The sequence below is a fragment of the Kitasatospora sp. NPDC059722 genome, from assembly GCF_042733235.1.
Lineage (GTDB): Bacteria > Actinomycetota > Actinomycetes > Streptomycetales > Streptomycetaceae > Kitasatospora.
On the sequence record NZ_JBHWGD010000035.1, the window covers coordinates 71959 to 89672 of the forward strand.

General features: G+C 74.6%; 14 protein-coding genes. 10 read left to right on the forward strand and 4 right to left on the reverse strand.

The window, feature by feature from the left end; all coding sequences use genetic code 11:
- Positions 1 to 44: 44 nt before the first annotated feature.
- Positions 45 to 1337: a hypothetical protein gene (locus ACFV4F_RS22610; RefSeq protein ID WP_380504909.1), complete on the forward strand. Its 1293-nt coding sequence runs from the start codon at positions 45 to 47 to the stop codon at positions 1335 to 1337.
- On the forward strand, positions 1334 to 2557 hold the full coding sequence (locus ACFV4F_RS22615) for a glycosyltransferase family 4 protein (protein WP_380504888.1): 1224 nt from the start codon (positions 1334 to 1336) through the stop codon (positions 2555 to 2557). The genes ACFV4F_RS22610 and ACFV4F_RS22615 overlap by 4 nt, the downstream gene beginning before the upstream one ends.
- Here the strand turns inward: ACFV4F_RS22615 and ACFV4F_RS22620 are convergent.
- Positions 2475 to 3131 carry a response regulator gene (locus ACFV4F_RS22620; protein WP_380504890.1) on the reverse strand — a complete coding sequence of 219 codons (657 nt, stop codon included), beginning with the start codon at positions 3129 to 3131 and terminating at the stop codon, positions 2475 to 2477. The two genes, ACFV4F_RS22615 and ACFV4F_RS22620, sit on opposite strands and share 83 nt — an antisense overlap.
- Entirely contained in the window at positions 3119 to 4396 is a 1278-nt protein-coding gene (locus ACFV4F_RS22625) for a sensor histidine kinase (RefSeq protein ID WP_380446446.1), read from the reverse strand. The genes ACFV4F_RS22620 and ACFV4F_RS22625 overlap by 13 nt, the downstream gene beginning before the upstream one ends.
- A 217-nt stretch (positions 4397 to 4613) precedes the next feature.
- Here ACFV4F_RS22625 and ACFV4F_RS22630 point away from each other — a divergent pair, with 217 nt between their 5' ends.
- From ACFV4F_RS22630 to ACFV4F_RS22645, 4 genes are all read left to right on the forward strand, one after another.
- A complete protein-coding gene (locus ACFV4F_RS22630) occupies positions 4614 to 6380 on the forward strand; it encodes a ricin-type beta-trefoil lectin domain protein (protein WP_380504893.1) in 1767 nt (588 codons plus the stop codon).
- A gap of 224 nt (positions 6381 to 6604) precedes the next feature.
- On the forward strand, positions 6605 to 7360 hold the full coding sequence (locus ACFV4F_RS22635; RefSeq protein WP_380504896.1) for a hypothetical protein: 756 nt from the start codon (positions 6605 to 6607) through the stop codon (positions 7358 to 7360).
- Between the two features lie 167 nt (positions 7361 to 7527).
- The gene (locus tag ACFV4F_RS22640; RefSeq protein ID WP_380446448.1) at positions 7528 to 8061 is read left to right on the forward strand and encodes a SixA phosphatase family protein; all 534 of its coding nucleotides are present in this window, start codon (positions 7528 to 7530) and stop codon (positions 8059 to 8061) included.
- A gap of 251 nt (positions 8062 to 8312) precedes the next feature.
- Positions 8313 to 9086 (forward strand): SDR family oxidoreductase, encoded by a 774-nt coding sequence (locus ACFV4F_RS22645; RefSeq protein ID WP_380493831.1) that lies wholly within the window; start codon positions 8313 to 8315, stop codon positions 9084 to 9086.
- A gap of 64 nt (positions 9087 to 9150) precedes the next feature.
- Here ACFV4F_RS22645 and ACFV4F_RS22650 read toward each other — a convergent pair whose 3' ends face one another.
- Positions 9151 to 10065 (reverse strand): VOC family protein, encoded by a 915-nt coding sequence (locus ACFV4F_RS22650; protein ID WP_380493833.1) that lies wholly within the window; start codon positions 10063 to 10065, stop codon positions 9151 to 9153.
- Between the two features lie 836 nt (positions 10066 to 10901).
- Between ACFV4F_RS22650 and ACFV4F_RS22655 the strand changes: the two genes are divergently transcribed.
- Genes ACFV4F_RS22655 through ACFV4F_RS22665 form a run of 3 tightly spaced genes read left to right on the forward strand, consistent with a single transcriptional unit; the run spans position 10902 to position 14844 of the window.
- Positions 10902 to 11957, forward strand: coding sequence for a ParB N-terminal domain-containing protein (locus ACFV4F_RS22655; RefSeq protein WP_380493835.1), 1056 nt, complete (start codon positions 10902 to 10904; stop codon positions 11955 to 11957).
- The gene (locus ACFV4F_RS22660) at positions 11954 to 13192 is read left to right on the forward strand and encodes an NAD(P)/FAD-dependent oxidoreductase (protein ID WP_380448765.1); all 1239 of its coding nucleotides are present in this window, start codon (positions 11954 to 11956) and stop codon (positions 13190 to 13192) included. Before ACFV4F_RS22655 ends, ACFV4F_RS22660 begins: the two co-directional genes overlap by 4 nt.
- Positions 13189 to 14844: an AMP-binding protein gene (locus ACFV4F_RS22665; protein ID WP_380504900.1), complete on the forward strand. Its 1656-nt coding sequence runs from the start codon at positions 13189 to 13191 to the stop codon at positions 14842 to 14844. The genes ACFV4F_RS22660 and ACFV4F_RS22665 overlap by 4 nt, the downstream gene beginning before the upstream one ends.
- Before the next feature lie 21 nt (positions 14845 to 14865).
- On the opposite strand, the gene ACFV4F_RS22670 is transcribed toward ACFV4F_RS22665, so the two are convergent.
- Complete coding sequence (locus ACFV4F_RS22670) at positions 14866 to 15591, reverse strand: thioesterase II family protein (protein ID WP_380448769.1); 726 nt, start codon at positions 15589 to 15591, stop codon at positions 14866 to 14868.
- 145 nt (positions 15592 to 15736) lie between these two features.
- Between ACFV4F_RS22670 and ACFV4F_RS22675 the strand changes: the two genes are divergently transcribed.
- Positions 15737 to 17614: a KedN5 family methylcobalamin-dependent radical SAM C-methyltransferase gene (locus ACFV4F_RS22675; protein WP_380448771.1), complete on the forward strand. Its 1878-nt coding sequence runs from the start codon at positions 15737 to 15739 to the stop codon at positions 17612 to 17614.
- Positions 17615 to 17714: the final 100 nt, after the last annotated feature.

Here is a 17714-nt window from a genome sequence, read left to right on the forward strand (position 1 = left end):
TGATTCCCCAGGTCAAACCCCATCTCCGGTGGAACCGACGGCTGTTGTGGACGGTCGGCTGGCTCGCCGCCGCCGGGTGGGCGGCGGCCGTCGCTGCCGTCTCCGCCCTGGACACCCACCGGGTCTGGGGCGCGTTCGCCGCGGCCGGCTACCTCGTGGCGGCCGCCGTCTCCACCGGGCCGGACCGGGACCGGACCCGTGCCGTCGCGGTGGGTGCGGCGCTGGCCGGGGCCGTGGTCGCGCCACTGGTGTACCTGCTGGCGACCGGCGCGGCGCAGAGCGAGGTCGAGGTGATCGAACGTTCCGGGCGGCTCCTGGTGGAGCACGCGACGCCGTACCTCGACGATCCGCGCTCGGTCGTGGAGGTGACCCCGTACCTGCCCGGCATGGCCCTGCTGGGGCTCCCGAGGGCGGTCCTCGGCGGCGACGGGCCGGTCGCCCGCGTGCTCGGCGACGCCCGGCCGTGGTGCGCGGCGGTGCTGCTCGGCTGCCTGTGGGCAGGCGGACGGGGCGTCACACCGGCGACGGGCGGTGCGTCCCGGGCCGTCACACCGGGGACGGGCTGTGCGTCCCGGGCCGTCATGCCGGGGACGGGCTGTGCATCCCAGGCCGTCACGTCGGGGACGGGCGGTGGGTCCCGGGCCGTCCTCGGTGCCCTCGTCGCCTCCCCGGTGATCGCCCTGCCCCTCGCCGTCAGCGGTGTGGACCTGCCCCTCGCCGGACTGCTGTGCCTGGCCCTCGCGTTCGCGTCCCGGAATCGCCCGGTCGCGGCCGGGCTGGCCCTGGCCGCCGCGTGCTCGATGAAGTGGACGGCCTGGCCCGCCGTTTGCGTCGTGTTCGCGCTGCTCGCCCACCGGGCCGGGCTGCGGGCCGCCGTCCGCGGCGCCGTCACCACGCTGGCCGGAACGGCCGTGGCCGTCCTGCCCGGAGTCCTGCTCTCCGCACGGGCCATGGCCGAGCAGGTCTTCGCCTTCCCCACGGGCCGCGGGGAGTTCGCGACCCCGGCGAGCAGTCCGCTCCCCGGGCGGCTGCTCGCCGACCTGGGGCCGGCCGGCTGGTACGCGGCCGTCGGCCTGTTGCTGGCCGCCGGACTCGCGATCGGTGTCTCGCTCGTGCTGCGGCCGCCCGGCCACCTGGTGGGCGCGGCCGACCGGCTCGCCCTCGGGCTCTCCGCCGCGTTCCTGCTCGCCCCCGCCGGGCGTTTCGGCTACCTCGCCCTGCCGGTGCTGCTCACCTGCTGGGCGCGGGCCGCCGCGCCCGCCCGTCCGCTCTCCGCGCCCGCCCTCGTCTCCGGCACGCGGGTACTCCCCGCCGCACTCAAGGACGTCCCCGCATGACCACCCTGATCGTCACCAACGACTTCCCGCCCCGCCAGGGCGGCATCGAGACCTTCGTCCACGCGATGGCGATGCGGATGCCCGGCCACGACGTGGTGGTGTACACCTCGCGCGAACCCGGCGCGGACCGGTACGACGCCACGCTGCCCTTCCCCGTCGTACGGGACCCCTCGCGCATGCTGCTGCCCACCCCGCGCGTCACCCGGCGGGCCCTGGCCATCGCCCGGGAGCACGACGCGGACCGGGTGTGGTTCGGGGCCGCCGCCCCGCTCGCCGCCATGGCCCGCGACCTGCGGCGCGGCGGCATCCGCCGGACGGTGGCCACCACGCACGGCCACGAGATCTGGTGGGCCCGCACACCGGGGGCGCGGCGCCTGCTGCGCCACGTCGGTGACCACGTCGACGTCGTGACCTACCTCGGCGAGTACACCCGCAGCCGCATCGCCCCCGCCCTCGGCCCGCACGCCCGCCTGGAGCGGCTCGTCCCGGGCGTCGACGCCGAGGCCTTCCGGCCCGCCCACCCGGACGACGAGGGCGCCGAGCGGATACGCGCGCGGCACCGGCTCGCGGGCCGCAGCGTGATCCTGTGCGTCGCGCGGCTGGTGCCCCGCAAGGGGCAGGACGTGCTGATCAGGGCGATGCCCGCGATCCTGCGGCGGGTACCGGACGCGGTCCTCGTGATCGTCGGCCAGGGACCGGACGCGGCCCGGCTGCGCCGGATCGCCGCACGGTGCGCGCCGGGGAGGGTGGTGTTCACCGGCGGGCTCGACCACGCCGCGACCACCGGCTACTACGCCGCCGCCGACGTGTTCGCCATGCCCTGCCGCACCCGGAGGGCCGGGCTGGAGGCGGAGGGCCTGGGCATCGTCTTCCTGGAGGCGTCCGCCGCCGGGCTGCCGGTCGTCGTCGGCGACTCCGGCGGCGCCCCGGACACGGTCCTGGACGGCGTCACCGGCCGGGTGGCCGACGGCCGCTCCCCGGCCGCCGTCGCCGCCGCCCTCGCCGAGACGCTGACCTCGCCGCAGGAGCGGGAGCGACGCGGCGCGGCGGGCCGCGAGTGGGTGGCCCGGCACTGGACCTGGGAGGGCTCGGCGCAGCGGCTGAGCCGCTTGCTGGACCCGGACCTGCCGATCACCGTCACTGGCCGTGTCCTCGCAGGTAGGCAAGGACGGCGAGCACCCGCCGGTTCCCCTCGCTCGGGTCGAGGTCGAGCTTCATGAAGATGTTGCTCGCGTGCTTGACCACGGACGCCTCGGTGACCGTCAGCCGCCGGGCGACGGCCTGGTTGTTGAGGCCCTCCGCCATCAGCCCGAGCACCTCGCGCTCGCGCGGTGTCAGCCGCTGCAGCGGCGCGTCGGAGGCCTTCAGCAGCACCCGGATCACCTCCGGGTCGACGACGGTCTGCCCGCCGGCGACGCGGTCCAGTGCGTCGAGGAACTCGGCGACCTCCCCGACCCGGTCCTTGAGCAGGTAGCCGAGGCCGCCCCCGTCCGCCGCCGGGCCGGTGAACAACTGCTTGGCGTAGGCGGTCGCCACGTACTGGGAGAGCACCAGCACCGGCAGGCCGGGGTGCCTGGCGCGCAGCTCCAGCGCGGCGCGCAGCCCCTCGTCGCGGAAGTCCGGCGGCATCCGGACGTCGGTGAGGACGACGTCGGGACGATCCGCGTCCACCGCGCGCGCCAGCTCGGCGGCGTCGCCGACGGCGGCCACCACCTCGTGGCCCACCCGGGTGAGCACCTCCACCAGCCCGGCCCGGAGCAGGACGGCGTCCTCGGCGAGCACTACGCGGAGCACGGCACCTCCACCCGCAGCCGGGTCGGTCCGCCGACGGGACTGGTCACGATGAGCCTCCCCTTCAGGATCGCCACCCGGTCGGCCAGGCCTTGCAGCCCGGACCCGGCGGACGGGTCGGCGCCGCCGCGTCCGTCGTCGCCGACCTCCAGGACGAGCCGGTCGCCCACCAGGCGGCCGTGGACGGTGACCGCCGCGGCGCCGCTGTGCTTGGCCGCGTTGGCCAGGGCCTCGGTGACGGTGAAGTACGCCGTGCTCTCCACCGGGGCGGGCAACCGGCGCGGCAGGTCGATGTCGACCGTGACGGGAACGGGGTTGCGCAGGGCGAGTTCCTCCACGGCCGCCGCCAGGCCGTGGTCGGTCAGCACCTGCGGGTGGATGTCACGGACCAGGCTGCGCAGTTGCTCCAGCGCCTGGCGGGCCTCCCCGCGGGCCCGGGCGATCAGCGGCAGCGCGGCGGACTCCTGCCCGCGCAGCTCCAGTTCGGCCAGTCCCAGGGTCATGGTCAGGGCGACGAGCTGCTGCTGGGCGCCGTCGTGCAGATCGCGCTCGATGCGCCGCCGCTCGGCCTCGAACGCGTCGACCAGCCGGGCCCGGGAGCGGGTCAGCTCGATGATCCGCCTGCCGAGGTCCTCCTCCCGGGCGGAGAGGAGGAGTTGGGCCGCCTTGACCTGCGCCCCGGCGAGCAGCCCGCCCGCGTACGCGGCCAGCACCAGGCCGACGAGCCCCGCCGCCGTGCCGGGCAGACCGCCGACCGGGTCGGAGATCGACCGCCCCGGAATCAGCATCACCGTGTCGGGGGCGATCGCCCACACGATCACGGGGGTGACCAGCAGCATCGCCGAGAACGCGAGGAGGGCGGTGAAGCCGAGGCCCGCCGCCGTGAACACGACGGCGTGCAGCAGGGCGTAGGACAGCTCCCGCCAGGTGGCGCGCTCCTTGAGCCGGGTCCGCAGCCACGGCCACGCGCCGGCCCCGGGGAGCGAGGCGTGCGGGTCGGGCAGCGGCACCGGCTCCACGATCCGCAGCCGGCGGCGCTCCAGGGCGGCCACCGGGATCCCCACCACCGGGACGGCCGCCAGGACCAGCAGGCCCACCCCGACCACGGACAGCCCCAGCCCCACGGCCAGCAGCAGCGCGAGGACGACGAGCAGCAGGAGACCGAGGACCGTGCCGCTCAGCAGGAACGCCCATGCGCGCAGCGGCCACAGGGACCGGAGGAAGCGGTCGGGGCGCCGGCGTACGGCCTCCCAGACGGCGACGGTCATCGTGAGGGCCCTCCCCGTGGGTTCGGGGAACGCCTCCCCGCATGCTCCGTACAAGATCCACTGTAACGGGTGGCGACTTCCGCCCTACAGGGGCCTGTCGCCACTTGCACTGCAAATGCTCAGAGTTGCAAATTCTGTCGCTCTTATTGACGTCAATGAGCAGGCACAGTGCACTGGTTGCGCACTCCTCCACAGCCCCCGACGCCAGGAGTCCGCCATGCAGCCCTTACGCACGTCCTTCCGGACGGCCTTCCGCAGGCCCTTCCGCAGGCCCTTCCGCACGTCCCGGCGCAGACTCGCGGCCGGCGCACTGTCAGCCGCGCTGCTCGCCCTGCCGTTGACCGCCACGACCGCCCACGCCTCCCCCACCGCCTCCCCCACCGCCACCGCCACCGCCACCTCCGGCGCCGGCCGGGCGCTCGCCGTCACCCCGCCGATGGGCTGGAACGACTGGGCCCACTACCAGTGCGGCATCGACGAACGGACCGTCACCGCCAACGCGGACGCCCTGGTCTCCACCGGCCTCGCCGCCAAGGGCTACACCACCGTCACCGTGGACGACTGCTGGATGTCCACCGTCCGGGACGCGAGCGGCAGCCTCACCGCCGATCCGGCCAAGTTCCCCCACGGCATGGCCTGGCTCGGCTCCTACCTCCACACCCGCGGCCTCGGGTTCGGCATCTACGAGGACGCCGGCTCCAGCACCTGCGGCGGCTACCCCGGCAGCGGCACCGGCGCGAACGGCGAACCCGACCACTTCGCGCAGGACGCCGCCACCTTCGCCGCGTGGGGCGTCGACTACCTCAAGCTGGACGGCTGCAACCTCCGCGTCGCCGCCGGCCAGACCCAGGAACAGGCCTACCGCCAGGCCTACGACGCCCAGTCCGCCGCCCTCCGGTCCGCCGGCCGCGACATCGTGTTCTCCGAATCCGCGCCCGCCTACTTCCAGAGCGGCGAGTGGGGCGACCGGAACTGGTACGACGTGCTCTCCTGGGTCGGCCAGGACGGCCAGCTCTGGCGCGAGGGCTACGACATCGCGACCTACGACGCCGCCCACCCCGCCGCGAGCCGCTGGTCCAGCGTGCTCGGCAACTACGGCTACAACCGCTGGATCGGCTCCTTCGCCTCCCCCGGCAACTGGAACGACCCCGACTTCCTCATCGCCGGCGACGGCGGCCTGACCGACGACGAGGCGCGCAGCCAGGTCGCCCTCTGGTCGATGATGGCCGCCCCGCTGATCCTCTCCTCCGACGTCTCCCAGCTCACCCCCGCGGGGCTGGGCGCGCTGGGCGACACCGACCTGATCGCCGTCGACCAGGACCCGCTCGGCCGGCAGGCGGGCGTGGTGTCCAGCACCTCCGCCGCCGACGTGCTGGCCCGGCCGCTGGCCGGCGGGGACCGCGCGGTCGCGGTGCTGAACCGCTCGAACAGCGCGCAGACCCTCACCGTCCCACTGGCGACCATCGGCCTGCCCGGCTGCACGGCGACGGCCAAGGACCTCTGGACCGGCCGGACTTCGGCCGTCTCCACCACCCTGAGCCAGACCGTCCCGGCCCACGGCACCGCCGTCTGGCGGCTCACCCCCGGCACCGGCTGCGCCCCCGCCGTCCCGACCGGCCAGGTCACCGGCAACGGCGCCAAGTGCATGGACGACACCGCGAGCGGCACCGCGGACGGCACCCCGGTGATCCTCTACGACTGCACCGGCAACGCCAACCAGCGCTGGACCAGGACCGCCGACGGCACCGTCCGCACCCTCGGCAAGTGCCTCACCGCCACCGGCCCGTCGGCCGGCAGCCGGGCGGTCCTCGCCACCTGCACCGGGAGTGCCCTCCAGCAGTGGACCCCGGCCCCGGACGGCACCCTCACCGACTCCGGCCTCTGCCTCGACGTGACGGGCGGCGCCACCGCCTCCGGCACCGCACTGGAACTCTGGACCTGCGGCAGCCACCAGGCCAACCAGTACTGGTCCCTCCCGGTCTGACGGACGCCCCCGGTCGGCCCGGCGCCGATCGACCGGCGCTCCCGCGGGCGGCCCGGCCGCCCGCGGGGGCACTCGGCCCACCGACACACGCGGAGGCGTGTGTACTATCCTCCAACTCGCCCTACACCTGCTTGAACCACAGCTGCTGCGGGTCGTACAGGCCCGGTCGACGAGCATGGAGTGGTCGAATGTCAACACCGCGGTACAGCAGGGCTCTCATCGCGGTGTGCGCCATCACCCTCCTCGCAGCCCTCTCGGCCGCGCTCACGGCGGTGCGATCCAGCCGTGCCGACGCCGAGGCCCTCCTCGCCGGCCAGGTCCTTCTCAGTACCGACGGCCGCACGCTCACCGCACCGGTGATGTGGGCGCCGTGTCAGGAGGCGAAGCCGCGGGTATTCGCGCGCGAGACCTCGCAAACCGTCGCCGCGGACGAGAAGCGCGGGAACACGGCGGACCTGACGCACGAGTGCGCCACCGTCGGCTTTCAAAGCAGCTTCACGCTCCGCGCGCCCCTCGGGGACCGGAGGCTCACCGAGTTCAACACCGGCCTTCCCTTCCTTCCGTTCCCCGCCGCCCGGCTTGCCGACATCGGCTACCTGCCCCGGGGGTTCACCACGACGCAGGACGTCCCCCTGGACTTCGGCCCCGCAGGCGGATCGTGGAAGCCCTGGCCGTTCACCCGCAACGACACCATCGCGTCCTGGACGCGCTATTACGCGGCCGCCGACAAGCCCGCGTTGAGCATCACCCAGGTCCTCACCCCAGCGGGCTCCCCGGGCCCGGCACCGGCCACCCACGCCGGTCCGCCGTTGTCCGTCAACGGCCACGACGTGTCCCTGCTGTGCGACACGGATACGGAACGTGCCATCACGTGGTCCGATGGCATCAGCGCCTTCACCGTGATGAGCTACGACCGGGCACACGCGGCGCTGTCCACCGAGGAGCTCCTTCGGGTGGCCGGCGGCGTGCACGAGCCCTGAGGACCGCGGCGGCGTCACGCCCGCCGGCTTCCCGAGCTCGGGCGCCGACTTCCTGGACGACCTCGCGGCGCTCGCGTGGCGGGCCGTCGCGCGGGAGCAGCACCTCTGCTGCTGGATCCGCCCGTAGCCGAGGGTCGCGCCGGGCCGGTCTGTGGCAGCGTGGAGGCATGAGCGACACGACCACGCCCCCGCCGCCCCGCACGCTGATCGTGCTGCGCCACGCGAAGTCCGCGTGGCCGGCGGGCGTACCCGACGAGAAGCGCCCGCTGGGCCCGCGCGGGCGGCGCGACGCGCCCGAGGCCGGCCGATGGCTGCGCGACCGGGGGCTGCTGCCGGACGCGGTGGTGTGCTCGCCGGCGCGGCGGGCGCGAGAGACGTGGGACCTGGCGGCCGCCGAGCTGCCGGGTGCGCCCTCCGCGACGGTCGACCCCCGGGTGTACACCGCGGACGCCGACGACCTCGTCGAGGTCCTGCGGGAACAGCCCCGCGACGCGACGACCGTCCTCCTCGTCGGCCACAACCCGGCCCTGGAGGACCTGATCCTCGACCTCGCCGGCGACCCGGGCGGCGAGGCCCTCGACCGCGTCCGGGAGAAGTACCCGACCAGCGGCCTCGCGGTACTGGAAATCGCCGGTGCGTGGGACGAGTTGGACTCGGCCCGCCTCCGCGACTTCGTCGTCCCCCGCGGGGCGCGCACCTGACCCGGTCCCGCCCACGCCGGTCAGCGATCGATCGCCGGAGCAGCCGGCGGTCCGGGCGAACGAACACGGCCCACGCGAGGCTAACGGGCCGGCCGGGGGCGGATCAACGGCTCGGGGTGGGCGGGGTGTTCGAGTGCCGACGGGGAGCGGTTGAACGCGGGTGGGGCGTTCGGGGCGGGGGTGGTGGGCGGGTGCGGGGGCGGTGTACTCGTTGCCGGGTCGGATCGGTGCGGACCTGGGAGTTCTCCGTGGTGGGACAGCAGAGTGGGGTCCGGGTGGCCCTGGTGACCGGTGGGGTCTCGGGGATCGGGCGGGCGGTGGTGGAGGACCTGGTGCGGCACGGGCACCGGGTGGTGGTGCTGGACCGGGAGGAGCCCCGGGAGCCGCTGCCCGACGGGGTCGCCCTGGTGCTCGGGGACGTGCGCAGCGCGGCGGACAACGAGCGGGCGGTGCGCACCGCGGTGGAGGCGCACGGCGGGCTGGACGTGCTGGTGGGCAACGCCGGGATCCACGACGGCGGGGTCGGGCTGCGCGACCGGCCGGCCGCCGAACTGGCCGAGCTGGCGCGGCGGGTGCTGGACGTGGACGCGGTGGGCTACCTGCTGGCGGCCCGGGCGGCGGCGGAGCCGCTGCTGGAGCGGCGCGGCGCGATGGTGTTCACGCTGTCCGACGCCTCGTACGTGGTGCGCGGCAACGGTTCGGGGGTCGCCTACGCGATGGCCAAGCACGCCGCGGTCGGGCTGGTCCGGCACCTGGCGGCGGACCTCGCGCCCCGGGTGCGGGTGAACGCGGTGGCCCCGGGCGGCGTGGTGACGGGGCTGCGCGCGGCAGTGGGGCCGGAGGGGTCCGCGGAGGTGTTCGGCGATCCGGACGGGATCAGCGCGGTGATCCGGGACTTCAATCCGCTGCGCGTGGTGCTGACGCCCGCGCAACTGGCGCCGCTGTACCGCTTCCTGGCCTCGGACGACGCGCACGGGATGACGGGCGAGGTGCTCCGCCCGGACGGCGGCCTGGACGTGCGCTGACGGGGGCGCGAGCACCGCCGTGAGGCCGGGCGCCGCAGGAGCGCCCGGCCCCACGGGCGTGCCGTCACACCGGCGGGGGCGTCCAGGTGCCGGGGTCGGGGCGGCCGATCAGGGTCGCGGAGACGAGTTCGTCGCGCGCGTTGGCGGTGCCCCAGACGTCGGTGGTCTGGGCGTTGGCCGGATAGACCTTCGGGGTCCAGCCGTGCTCCTCGTCGATCACCTGGGCGGCGGTGGTGTACTCCAGTACGAAACCGGAGGACGGCTCCTGGAAATAGGAGAAGGTGTTCTGCCCGACGCCGTGCCGTCCCGGCCCCCAGACCGGGGCAATGCCCGAGCGCATCAGCGCGCCGGTGGCCCGCATGAACTCGTCGAGTCCGCGGACCTCGAAAGCCACGTGGTTGAGCGAGGTGTGCGGGGCGCGGGTGAAGGCGATGGTGTGGTGCACCGGGCCGGTGCGCAGAAAGCACATCACGTCCTCGACCCAGTCGGTCACCCGGAATCCCATGACCGTCTCGTAGAACTCGCGCGCCACCTGGATATCGGGCGTGTTGAGCACGACGTGGCCAATCCCCTTCGGGCGGGTCTCGCTCGCGGTCACGGGTGTGAACACCCGCCCCGCCACGTCGGCGGAGACCTCGACCGTCCGGCCGTCGCAGTCCAGGAACCGCACCGCGTGGCCCCCGCCGAGGTCCTGGCGCGGGCCGGGCTCGCCGAGCAGCCGGCCGCGCGGGTGGGCGGCCACCCGCGCGGCGACGCGGTCCACCTCGGCCGCCGACTCGGCCGCGAGCGCGATCAGGTCGACCCTCGGCTCGTCGGTGGCGCGCAGCCGGAGCACGTGGCTCTCGGGGCAGCCCGCACCGAAATAGATCCGGTCGCCGTCGCGTTCGACGACCTCCAGTTGCCAGCGATTCTCGTAGAATTCCGCGGCGCTCCGGAGATCCGGTACGCCCAGACCGACATGCCGCACGTGCAGGACCATGCTGCTCCCTGAGGACATTTCGAGGATTCACGCCGTGGAATAGCGCGGGAAATCAATGGATGAACTCGAACGGAACGGCCGGAGTTCGACCCGCTTCGCACCCTAGGCGGATTTCCGGGGGAAGTCGACGGTGGCCGCGCACCCGCTATTCGCACACGCATCCGCACGTACACCCGGCCGTGGCTGCGCGCGGCCTGCACACCGCCACCCTCCGCCGTGCGCGCATTCTCATGAGGATTCGCACGCACATTCGCAGCCGGCCATGTACGGGCGCCGGGCCGCCCCGACCGGATCCCGACGCTTCGGCGGCGGGTCGACGCCAGTGGCGGGATTCCGCCACCAGCCCTGTCACACGGGCATCTTGACGTCCCGCAGGGCGCTTGAGGCCCGCTGCGGGCGCGACGGACCGGGCCGCGCGCCCGCCGCCCCGGCGGCGCCCCACGGCCGCGAGCACACCGCGCACCCGATCGGCGCGAACCACGCCGACGTCGCTTTGGAATTGACCGAAGCTTTCCGTTGATTCGTCCGCCGCCGGCGCCCCCGGCGCCCGGGAACAGGATTGCCTACCCGGCCGCGGCCCGCCTCACACGCGGGGCCGGGAATTGTCCCGGGGCCGTCGGAGCCCTTGACTGTTCGCAGCTAAATCACGCATTGTCAGGAACATTGACGGGGGGCGACAACGGGATCCGGACGCTCGGCGGGCGCCGATCCACGGGTCGCCCCAGAAATTGGAAAATCCGCTGAACCTCAACGACTTCGGGAACGTTACCGCCTGAGCCGACCCAGGCGCGCGTTCCCGGACAACGGTTCCGTCACACACGGGGAGTAGCGTCGAGATGAGCACGACTCAGCCTTTCTGTCACGTCGGCGATCCCACCTCACTGCTGTTGTCGCTCCGGCACGACAAGCTGCAGCGGTCCGCCGTCACCGTCGTGCCGATCCGGGTGCTCCTCGACGCCGACTCGCCCAGACTGGAGGGCGAGGACGGCGAGCACGTGCGGCTGCTCGCCGCCTCCGACGCCACCCACCCGCCGATCCTGGTGCACCAGCCGTCGATGCGGGTGGTCGACGGCATGCACCGGCTGCGGGCCGCGGAGCTGCGCGGCCAGCAGGAGATCGAGGTCCGCTTCTTCCAGGGCAGCGAGGCCGACGTCTTCCTGCTCTCGGTGGCCGCCAACATCAAGCACGGGCTGCCGCTCTCGCTGGCCGACCGCAGCTCGGCGGCCCGGCGGATCTTCGCCACCCACCCCGCCTGGTCGGACCGGATGGTCGCCTCCGTCGCCGGGCTGTCCGCCAAGAAGGTCGCCGAGCTGCGCCAGGAGCAGGTCTCCCACCTGCCCAAGCTCACCAGCCGGATCGGCCGCGACGGCCGCTCCCGGCCGCTGGACTGCTCCCAGGGGCGGGAACGCGCCGTCGAACTGATCGCCAGCAACCCCCAGGCCTCGCTGCGCCAGATAGCCAGGGAGGCCGGCATCTCCCCGGCCACCGCGGCCGACGTGCGCGACCGGCTGCGCCGCGGCGAGGACCCGGTGCCGGCCCGGCGCCGAGGCGGCGGCGCCGAGCGGAACGCACCGCCGCGCGAGCCCGCGGCGCAGCGCCAGGAGCCCAAGTCCCCGGCCGAGTTGGCCGGGCTGTTCGACCGGCTGCGCAAGGACCCGTCCCTGCGCTTCAACGAGACGGGCCGCACGCTGCTGCGGATGTTCGACGCCTGCCACGCGGTGGTCCGCGAGCAGCAGGAGATCGCCCAACGCCTGCCCGCGCACTGCCTGGTGTCGGTGGTCGAGCTCAGCCACGGCTGCGCCGGGATCCTCCAGTCGCTGGCCGACAGCCTCCAGCGGGGCGACGCACCGCGGGCCGCCGGGCCGGTTCAAGCGCGGACGAGCGTCAGTTGAACACCGCCGCGGCGCAGCCGCCGTCCCCCGGAACCGAGGTCGACGTGGTCGTGGTCGGCGCCCGCTGCACCGGCTCCCCGCTGGCCATGCTGCTCGCCCGGCAGGGCCACCGGGTCCTGGTGCTGGAGCGCGACCGCTTCCCCAGCGACACCATGTCCACCCACTGGGTGCAGCGGCCCGGGATCGAACGGCTCGCCCGCTGGGGCCTGTTGGACGCCCTAGCCGACACCGGCTGCCCGCCCCTGGAGCGGATCAGCCTGGACTTCGGCGGCCTCGCTCTGAGCGGCGCGCCGACCTCCGACGACGCGGCCACCGGCCCGGCCGTCACCTACGCGCCGCGCCGCACCGTCCTGGACCGGCTGCTCGCCGACGCGGCCCGGGCGGCCGGGGCCGAACTGCGCGAGGGCGTCACCGTGCTGGACGTGCTGCGCGAGGCGGACGGCGGTCCCGTCAGCGGCGTGCTCGCCGGGACCGCGGACGGCGGCCGGTTCACCGTCCGGGCGAGGGTCGTGGTCGGGGCCGACGGCCGCAACTCGACCGTCGCCCGCGCCGTCGACGCCCCGGTGCTCGTCGACCGCGGCCCGCTCGCCGCGACCGCCTACGCCTACTGGACCGGGCTTGCGGTGGACGGCGTCGAGGCGCACTTCCGGCCGGGCAGCGGCCTGTCCATGTGGCCCACCCACGAGGGCCGCACCGTCGTCGCGCTCAGCCTGCGCCGCGAGGCGTTCCGCGCCTGGGGGCGCGACCGGCGGCGCGGCTACCTCGACGCGCTCGCGGGCTTCCCCGGCGCCGCCGGACGGATCGCCGCGGCCCGCCTCGCCGGCCCGGTGCGCGGCGCCGCCGGCCTGCGCAACTACTACCGCCAGTCGCACGGCCCCGGCTGGGCCCTGGCCGGCGACGCCGGCCACCACAAGGACCCGATCGCCGCCCGCGGCATCTCCGACGCCTTCACCGACGCCGAGAACCTCGCCGCCGCCCTGCACGACGCCCTCACCGGAAAGCTGCCGCCGGACCGCGCCCTCGCCCGCTACCAGGCCCGGCGGGACGCGGGCTCCGCCGCGATGTTCGAGTTCGCGTGCCGCCAGGCCGCGCTGACCGGTGCGGACGAGCACCTGACCGCGGCCGTGCGGCAGGCGAGGGAGGACCCGGTCGCGGCCGGCCGGCTGCTCGGCGTCTTCGCCGGGGCCCGCCGCCTGGACGAGCTCCTCCCCCGCACCGCCCCGGGCACCCGGTGACGGCGCGCGGGCTGCTCGACTGGCTGGACGCACCGGACCCGGACCGCGGCATCCGCGTACTCCAGCCGGACGGCACGTGGACGCGGCACCCGTACCCCGAACTGGCGGCCGCCGCTCACGCGGTGGCCCGGCGGCTGCGGGCGGCCGGCGTGCGGCCCGGCCGGGCGGTGGCCCTGGTGCTCGGCTCCGGGCCGGAGTTCGTCACGGCCTTCTTCGGCGCGCTGCTGTGCGGAGCGGTACCCGCGCCGCTCGCGCCGCCGGCGACCTTCCAGGACGAAGACGCCTACCGCGACGGGCTGACGGCCCGACTCGCCGTCCTGCGACCGGCGGTGATCCTGACCGGCGCCGAAACGGCGGGCCTCGGTCCGCCCACCACCGCCGCCCCCGTGCTCGACCTCGCCGCCGCATGGCCCGACGGGTGCGCCGCCGACACCGCCCCCGTGGGGACGCCCGCGACCGCGCTCGTCCAGTTCACCTCCGGCTCCAGCGGGCCGGCCCGCGCGGTCGTGGTCTCCGCGCGGGCCCTGGAGGCGAACCTGGCCGCCGTCCGGCAGTGGCTGCGCATGGGACCGGACGACCCCACCGCCACCTGGCTGCCGTTCCACCACGACATGGGGCTCGTCGGCTGCCTGCTCACCCCGGTCACCACCGGCGCCGACCTGTGGGTACTGCGCCCGGAGGACTTCGTCCGCTCACCGCTCGCCTGGCTGCGCTGCTTCGGCGAGCACGGCGCGCGGCTCACGGCAGCGCCCGCGTTCGGGCTGGCCCACGTGCTGCGCAGGGTCCGGCCGGAGGCGCTGGCGGGGCTGGACTTCGGGCGGTGGCGGGCGGTCATCACCGGTGCCGAGCGGATCGATCCGGCCATCCTGTCCGGCTTCGTGGAGCTGCTCGCGCCGCACGGGTTCCGCGCCGCGTCGATGCTGCCGGCCTACGGACTCGCCGAGGCCACCCTGGCCGTCACCGGCGTGCCGCTGGCCGAGGAGCCGACCACCCTGCGAGTGGACCGGAGCGCGCTGCGGACGGGCGAGCCGGTCCGGCCGGCCGCTCCCGGCACCCCGCCGGACCGACGCCTCGAACTCGTCGGCTGCGGAGGCCCGCTGCTGCCGGACGGCCGGATCCGCATCGTCGGCCACCGGGGCGAGGAGCTGCCGCCGGGCCGGGTCGGCGAGATCGTCTGCGCCGGGTCCTCGATCGCCGACGGCTACCTCGGAGCCGCCGCCTTCGACCCCACCGGGCTCCGCACCGGGGACAGCGGCTTCCTGCACGAGGGCCGGCTCTACGTCCTCGGCCGCCTCGGGGACAGCCTGAAGCAGCGGGCCCGCACCGTCTTCGCCGAGGACCTGGAGGCGGTGCTGGCGGGCGTCGCGGAGCTGCGGCACCGCCGCCCGGCCGTGCTGCTGGGCGCCCTCGACGGCGTCGACACCGCCGTGGCGGTGGTCGAGGGCCGGGAGGGGGCCTGGGTGGCGACGGCCGTCGAGCGGCTGCGGCGCGGGCTCGACGGCGCCGCGGTCGTGGTGGTGGCCGGTCCGTCCGGGCTGATCCGCCGCACGTCCAGCGGCAAGCCCCGGCGGCGGCCGATGTGGGAGGCCTTCGCGGCGGGCACGCTGGGCGGGCAGGTGGTGGGCGGCACCGCGGGCACCCGGCGCGCGTGACCGGCCCACCACCTGCGCTCCTCAGCCGAGTTCGGCCCGCAGCACGGCCGCCACCGCGCCCGGGTCCTCCAGCAGCAGGTTGTGCCCGCCGGGCAGCAGGCCGAGCCGGAACCCGCCGGTGGTGAAGCGCGACCAGGCCGCCACGTCCTCCTCCGCCACCGAGTGGTCCGCCTCGCCGAGCAGCGCGAGCACCGGCGCCCCGATCGGGTCGACCGCGAACTCGTGCCGCTCGATGGCCTCGTAGTCGGCCCGCAGCGCGGGCAGGACCAGCTCCCGCAGCTCGGGCTGGCCGAGGACCGCCTCGGGCAGGTAGCCGTCCCGCGCCACCTGGGCCAGGAACTCGTCGTCGGGCAGCCGCCAGGTGTGCACCGGGGGGATCCGGTCCGGCGCCTGCTGGGCCGAGAGGACCAGCCCCGACAGCAGCCCCGGGGGCAGCCGGCGGGCCGTCTCGTAGGCGAACACCGCGCCGCCGCAGTGGCCGTAGAACACCACCCGGCGCCCGTCGGCGTGCGCGGCGACCTGCTCGGCGAGGCCGTCGCACAGGGGGCCGAGCTCGGTGTACGGCTCCTCGTCCATCCGCGACTCGCGCCCGGGCAGCCGCACCGCCACCGCCCGGCAGGCGTCGCCCAGCCCCCGGCACAGCGGCTTGACCGCGGCGGCGCCCGCACCGGCGTGCGGGAACGCGTACAGCACCGTCGCGGCGGAGTCCTGCCCGGATATCTCCACCAGCCATCGATATTTTGCCATGGACGGCATGATAGGCATTTCCGGCGCCCGCTGTCCGCGTTCCGGTCAAACGCCGCTTTACCCTTCCTCCGTGGACCGTCAGACTTTCTCCCGAACCATTCGACGTGGAGAATTGGAGCGCTGAATGCATGGTCCTCAGCTCAGGGTGGCACTCGTTCAGCAGGGCGTCTGGGACATGCCGCTGGAATCCATGCCGCTGGCCTCCGGATACCTGAAGGCGATGATTCTGGAGGACCCCGGACTCCGGTCCGGGACGGCGGTCGAGATCTGCAACTTCCGGGGCCGCGTGACGCACGGGGAGATGGCCCACCGGCTGTTCCGCGAGGAGCTCCCCGACCTCGTCGGCTTCTCCGTCCTGGGCTGGAACGTGCGGGCCTTCGGGGCGCTCGCCGCGACCTACCGCCAACTGCAGCCCGACGGCTGGACGGTGTTCGGCGGCACGCACGTCAGCGGCCAGGCGGAGCGGGTGTTCCGGCTCCACCCGGAGGTCGACGTGATCGTCAACGGCGAGGGCGAGCTGACCTTCCCCGAGCTGGTCAGGGCCCGCCGCGACGGCCGCTCCCGGCACGAGCTCGACGACATCGCCGGGATATCGTTCCGGCGCCCCGACGGCACCGTCGTGACCACGCCGGACCGGCCCCGGATCGAGAACCTCGACATCATTCCCTCGCCCTTCCTGACCGGCGCGATCGACCTGCTCGACGAGGCCGGGAACTTCCGTTACGACGTCGCCCTGATCGAGACCAACCGGGGCTGCCCGTACAAATGCGCCTTCTGCTACTGGGGCGGCGCCGTCGGCCAGCGCGTGCGGGCCTTCTCGCGCGAGCGGCTGCGCGCCGAACTCGAACTCTTCGGCAAACTCGGCGTGCACACCGTGGTGGCCTGCGACGCGAACTTCGGGATGCTGCCGATCGACCTCGAACTGGTCGAGGACCTCATTTCCATCAATCGCCGGCTGGGATTTCCCCGGGCCTTCGAGACCTCCTGGGCGAAGAACAAGTCGAAGGTGTTCTACGAGATCGTGCGGCGGATGAAGGAGGCCGGCCTGCGCAGTTCGTTCACCCTCGCCCTGCAGTCGCTCAGCCCGGACGCCCTGGACTCGATGCGCCGGCGCAACATGAAGGTCAACGACTGGCGGGAGCTCGTCGAGTGGCTCGGGCGCGAGGGCCTGGACTGCTACGCCGAGCTGATCTGGGGCGCACCGGGCGAGACCGTCGAGTCCTTCCTGCGCGGCTACGACGAACTCGCCGAGCACGTCTCGCGGATCGCCGTCTACCCGATCATGCTGCTTCCCAACACGGAGTACTCCGAGCAGAAGGAGGTCCACGGGATCGTCGCGCTGCGCGGTGACCACGACGACTTCGAGTACGTGCTGGCGCACCGCACCATGACCTTCGAGGACAACGCCCGGATGCAGCGGTTCCTGTTCTGGGCGCGGGTGGTGGCCGAGAACGCCGTGCTGCGGCACTGCTGGCTGCCGCTGCGGCGGCTGGCCGGGTGGACCCAGTCCGAGGTCCTCGACAGCCTGGCCGACTGGATCGACACCACCCCGGCCCCCGAGGCCGCGCCGCTGCGCGAGGCGGCCGCGCGGGCGCACGGCGGCGGCGCCCCCGCCTACGCGGCGGCGATCGGCTACCTGTTCACCGAGCAGGCGGGCCGCACGGCGCTCGAACGCTGGTGGGGCGAGGCGGTGAGCCCCCGGCTCGGCGCGGAGCACCGGGCGTTCCTGGACGAGGTGTTCCGCTACGACCTGCTGACCCAGCCGGTCGTGGCGGACCAGGAGGCGCTGGTCGAGGAGGTGGCGGGCCGCGGCTACTTCCGGCGGGCCGGGGTGACGTTCAGCCACAACGTCCCGGCGGCGCTGGCCCTGATGCGGGCCGGGCAGGAGCCGGACCTCGGCCCGGACCCGACCTGCCTGGACCTCTACTACCGCAGCGGCGCGCTGAACGCGGTGCGCTCCACGAACCACGAGGAGATCGTCCACTTCATGGGCGAGCCCCGGCCGGCCGGGGCGGCGTTCTGACGGGCCCCGCACGAACGACAGGTGGGGGTTGGGGTGTTGTAGGAGACAACACCCGACACAACGTGAGAGACAAAAAAGGAGAGAAAAACCGCACAACAAC

Bases quoted from the DNA above. Each gene is read 5' to 3' on its own strand.
- ACFV4F_RS22640 (WP_380446448.1), top strand. From the start codon at position 7,528: ATGAGCGACACGACCACGCCCCCGCCGCCCCGCACGCTGATCGTGCTG.
- ACFV4F_RS22655 (WP_380493835.1), top strand. From the start codon at position 10,902: ATGAGCACGACTCAGCCTTTCTGTCACGTCGGCGATCCCACCTCACTG.
- ACFV4F_RS22615 (WP_380504888.1), top strand. From the start codon at position 1,334: ATGACCACCCTGATCGTCACCAACGACTTCCCGCCCCGCCAGGGCGGC.
- ACFV4F_RS22625 (WP_380446446.1), bottom strand. From the start codon at position 4,396: ATGACCGTCGCCGTCTGGGAGGCCGTACGCCGGCGCCCCGACCGCTTC.
- ACFV4F_RS22630 (WP_380504893.1), top strand. From the start codon at position 4,614: ATGCAGCCCTTACGCACGTCCTTCCGGACGGCCTTCCGCAGGCCCTTC.
- ACFV4F_RS22650 (WP_380493833.1), bottom strand. From the start codon at position 10,065: ATGGTCCTGCACGTGCGGCATGTCGGTCTGGGCGTACCGGATCTCCGG.
- ACFV4F_RS22670 (WP_380448769.1), bottom strand. From the start codon at position 15,591: ATGGCAAAATATCGATGGCTGGTGGAGATATCCGGGCAGGACTCCGCC.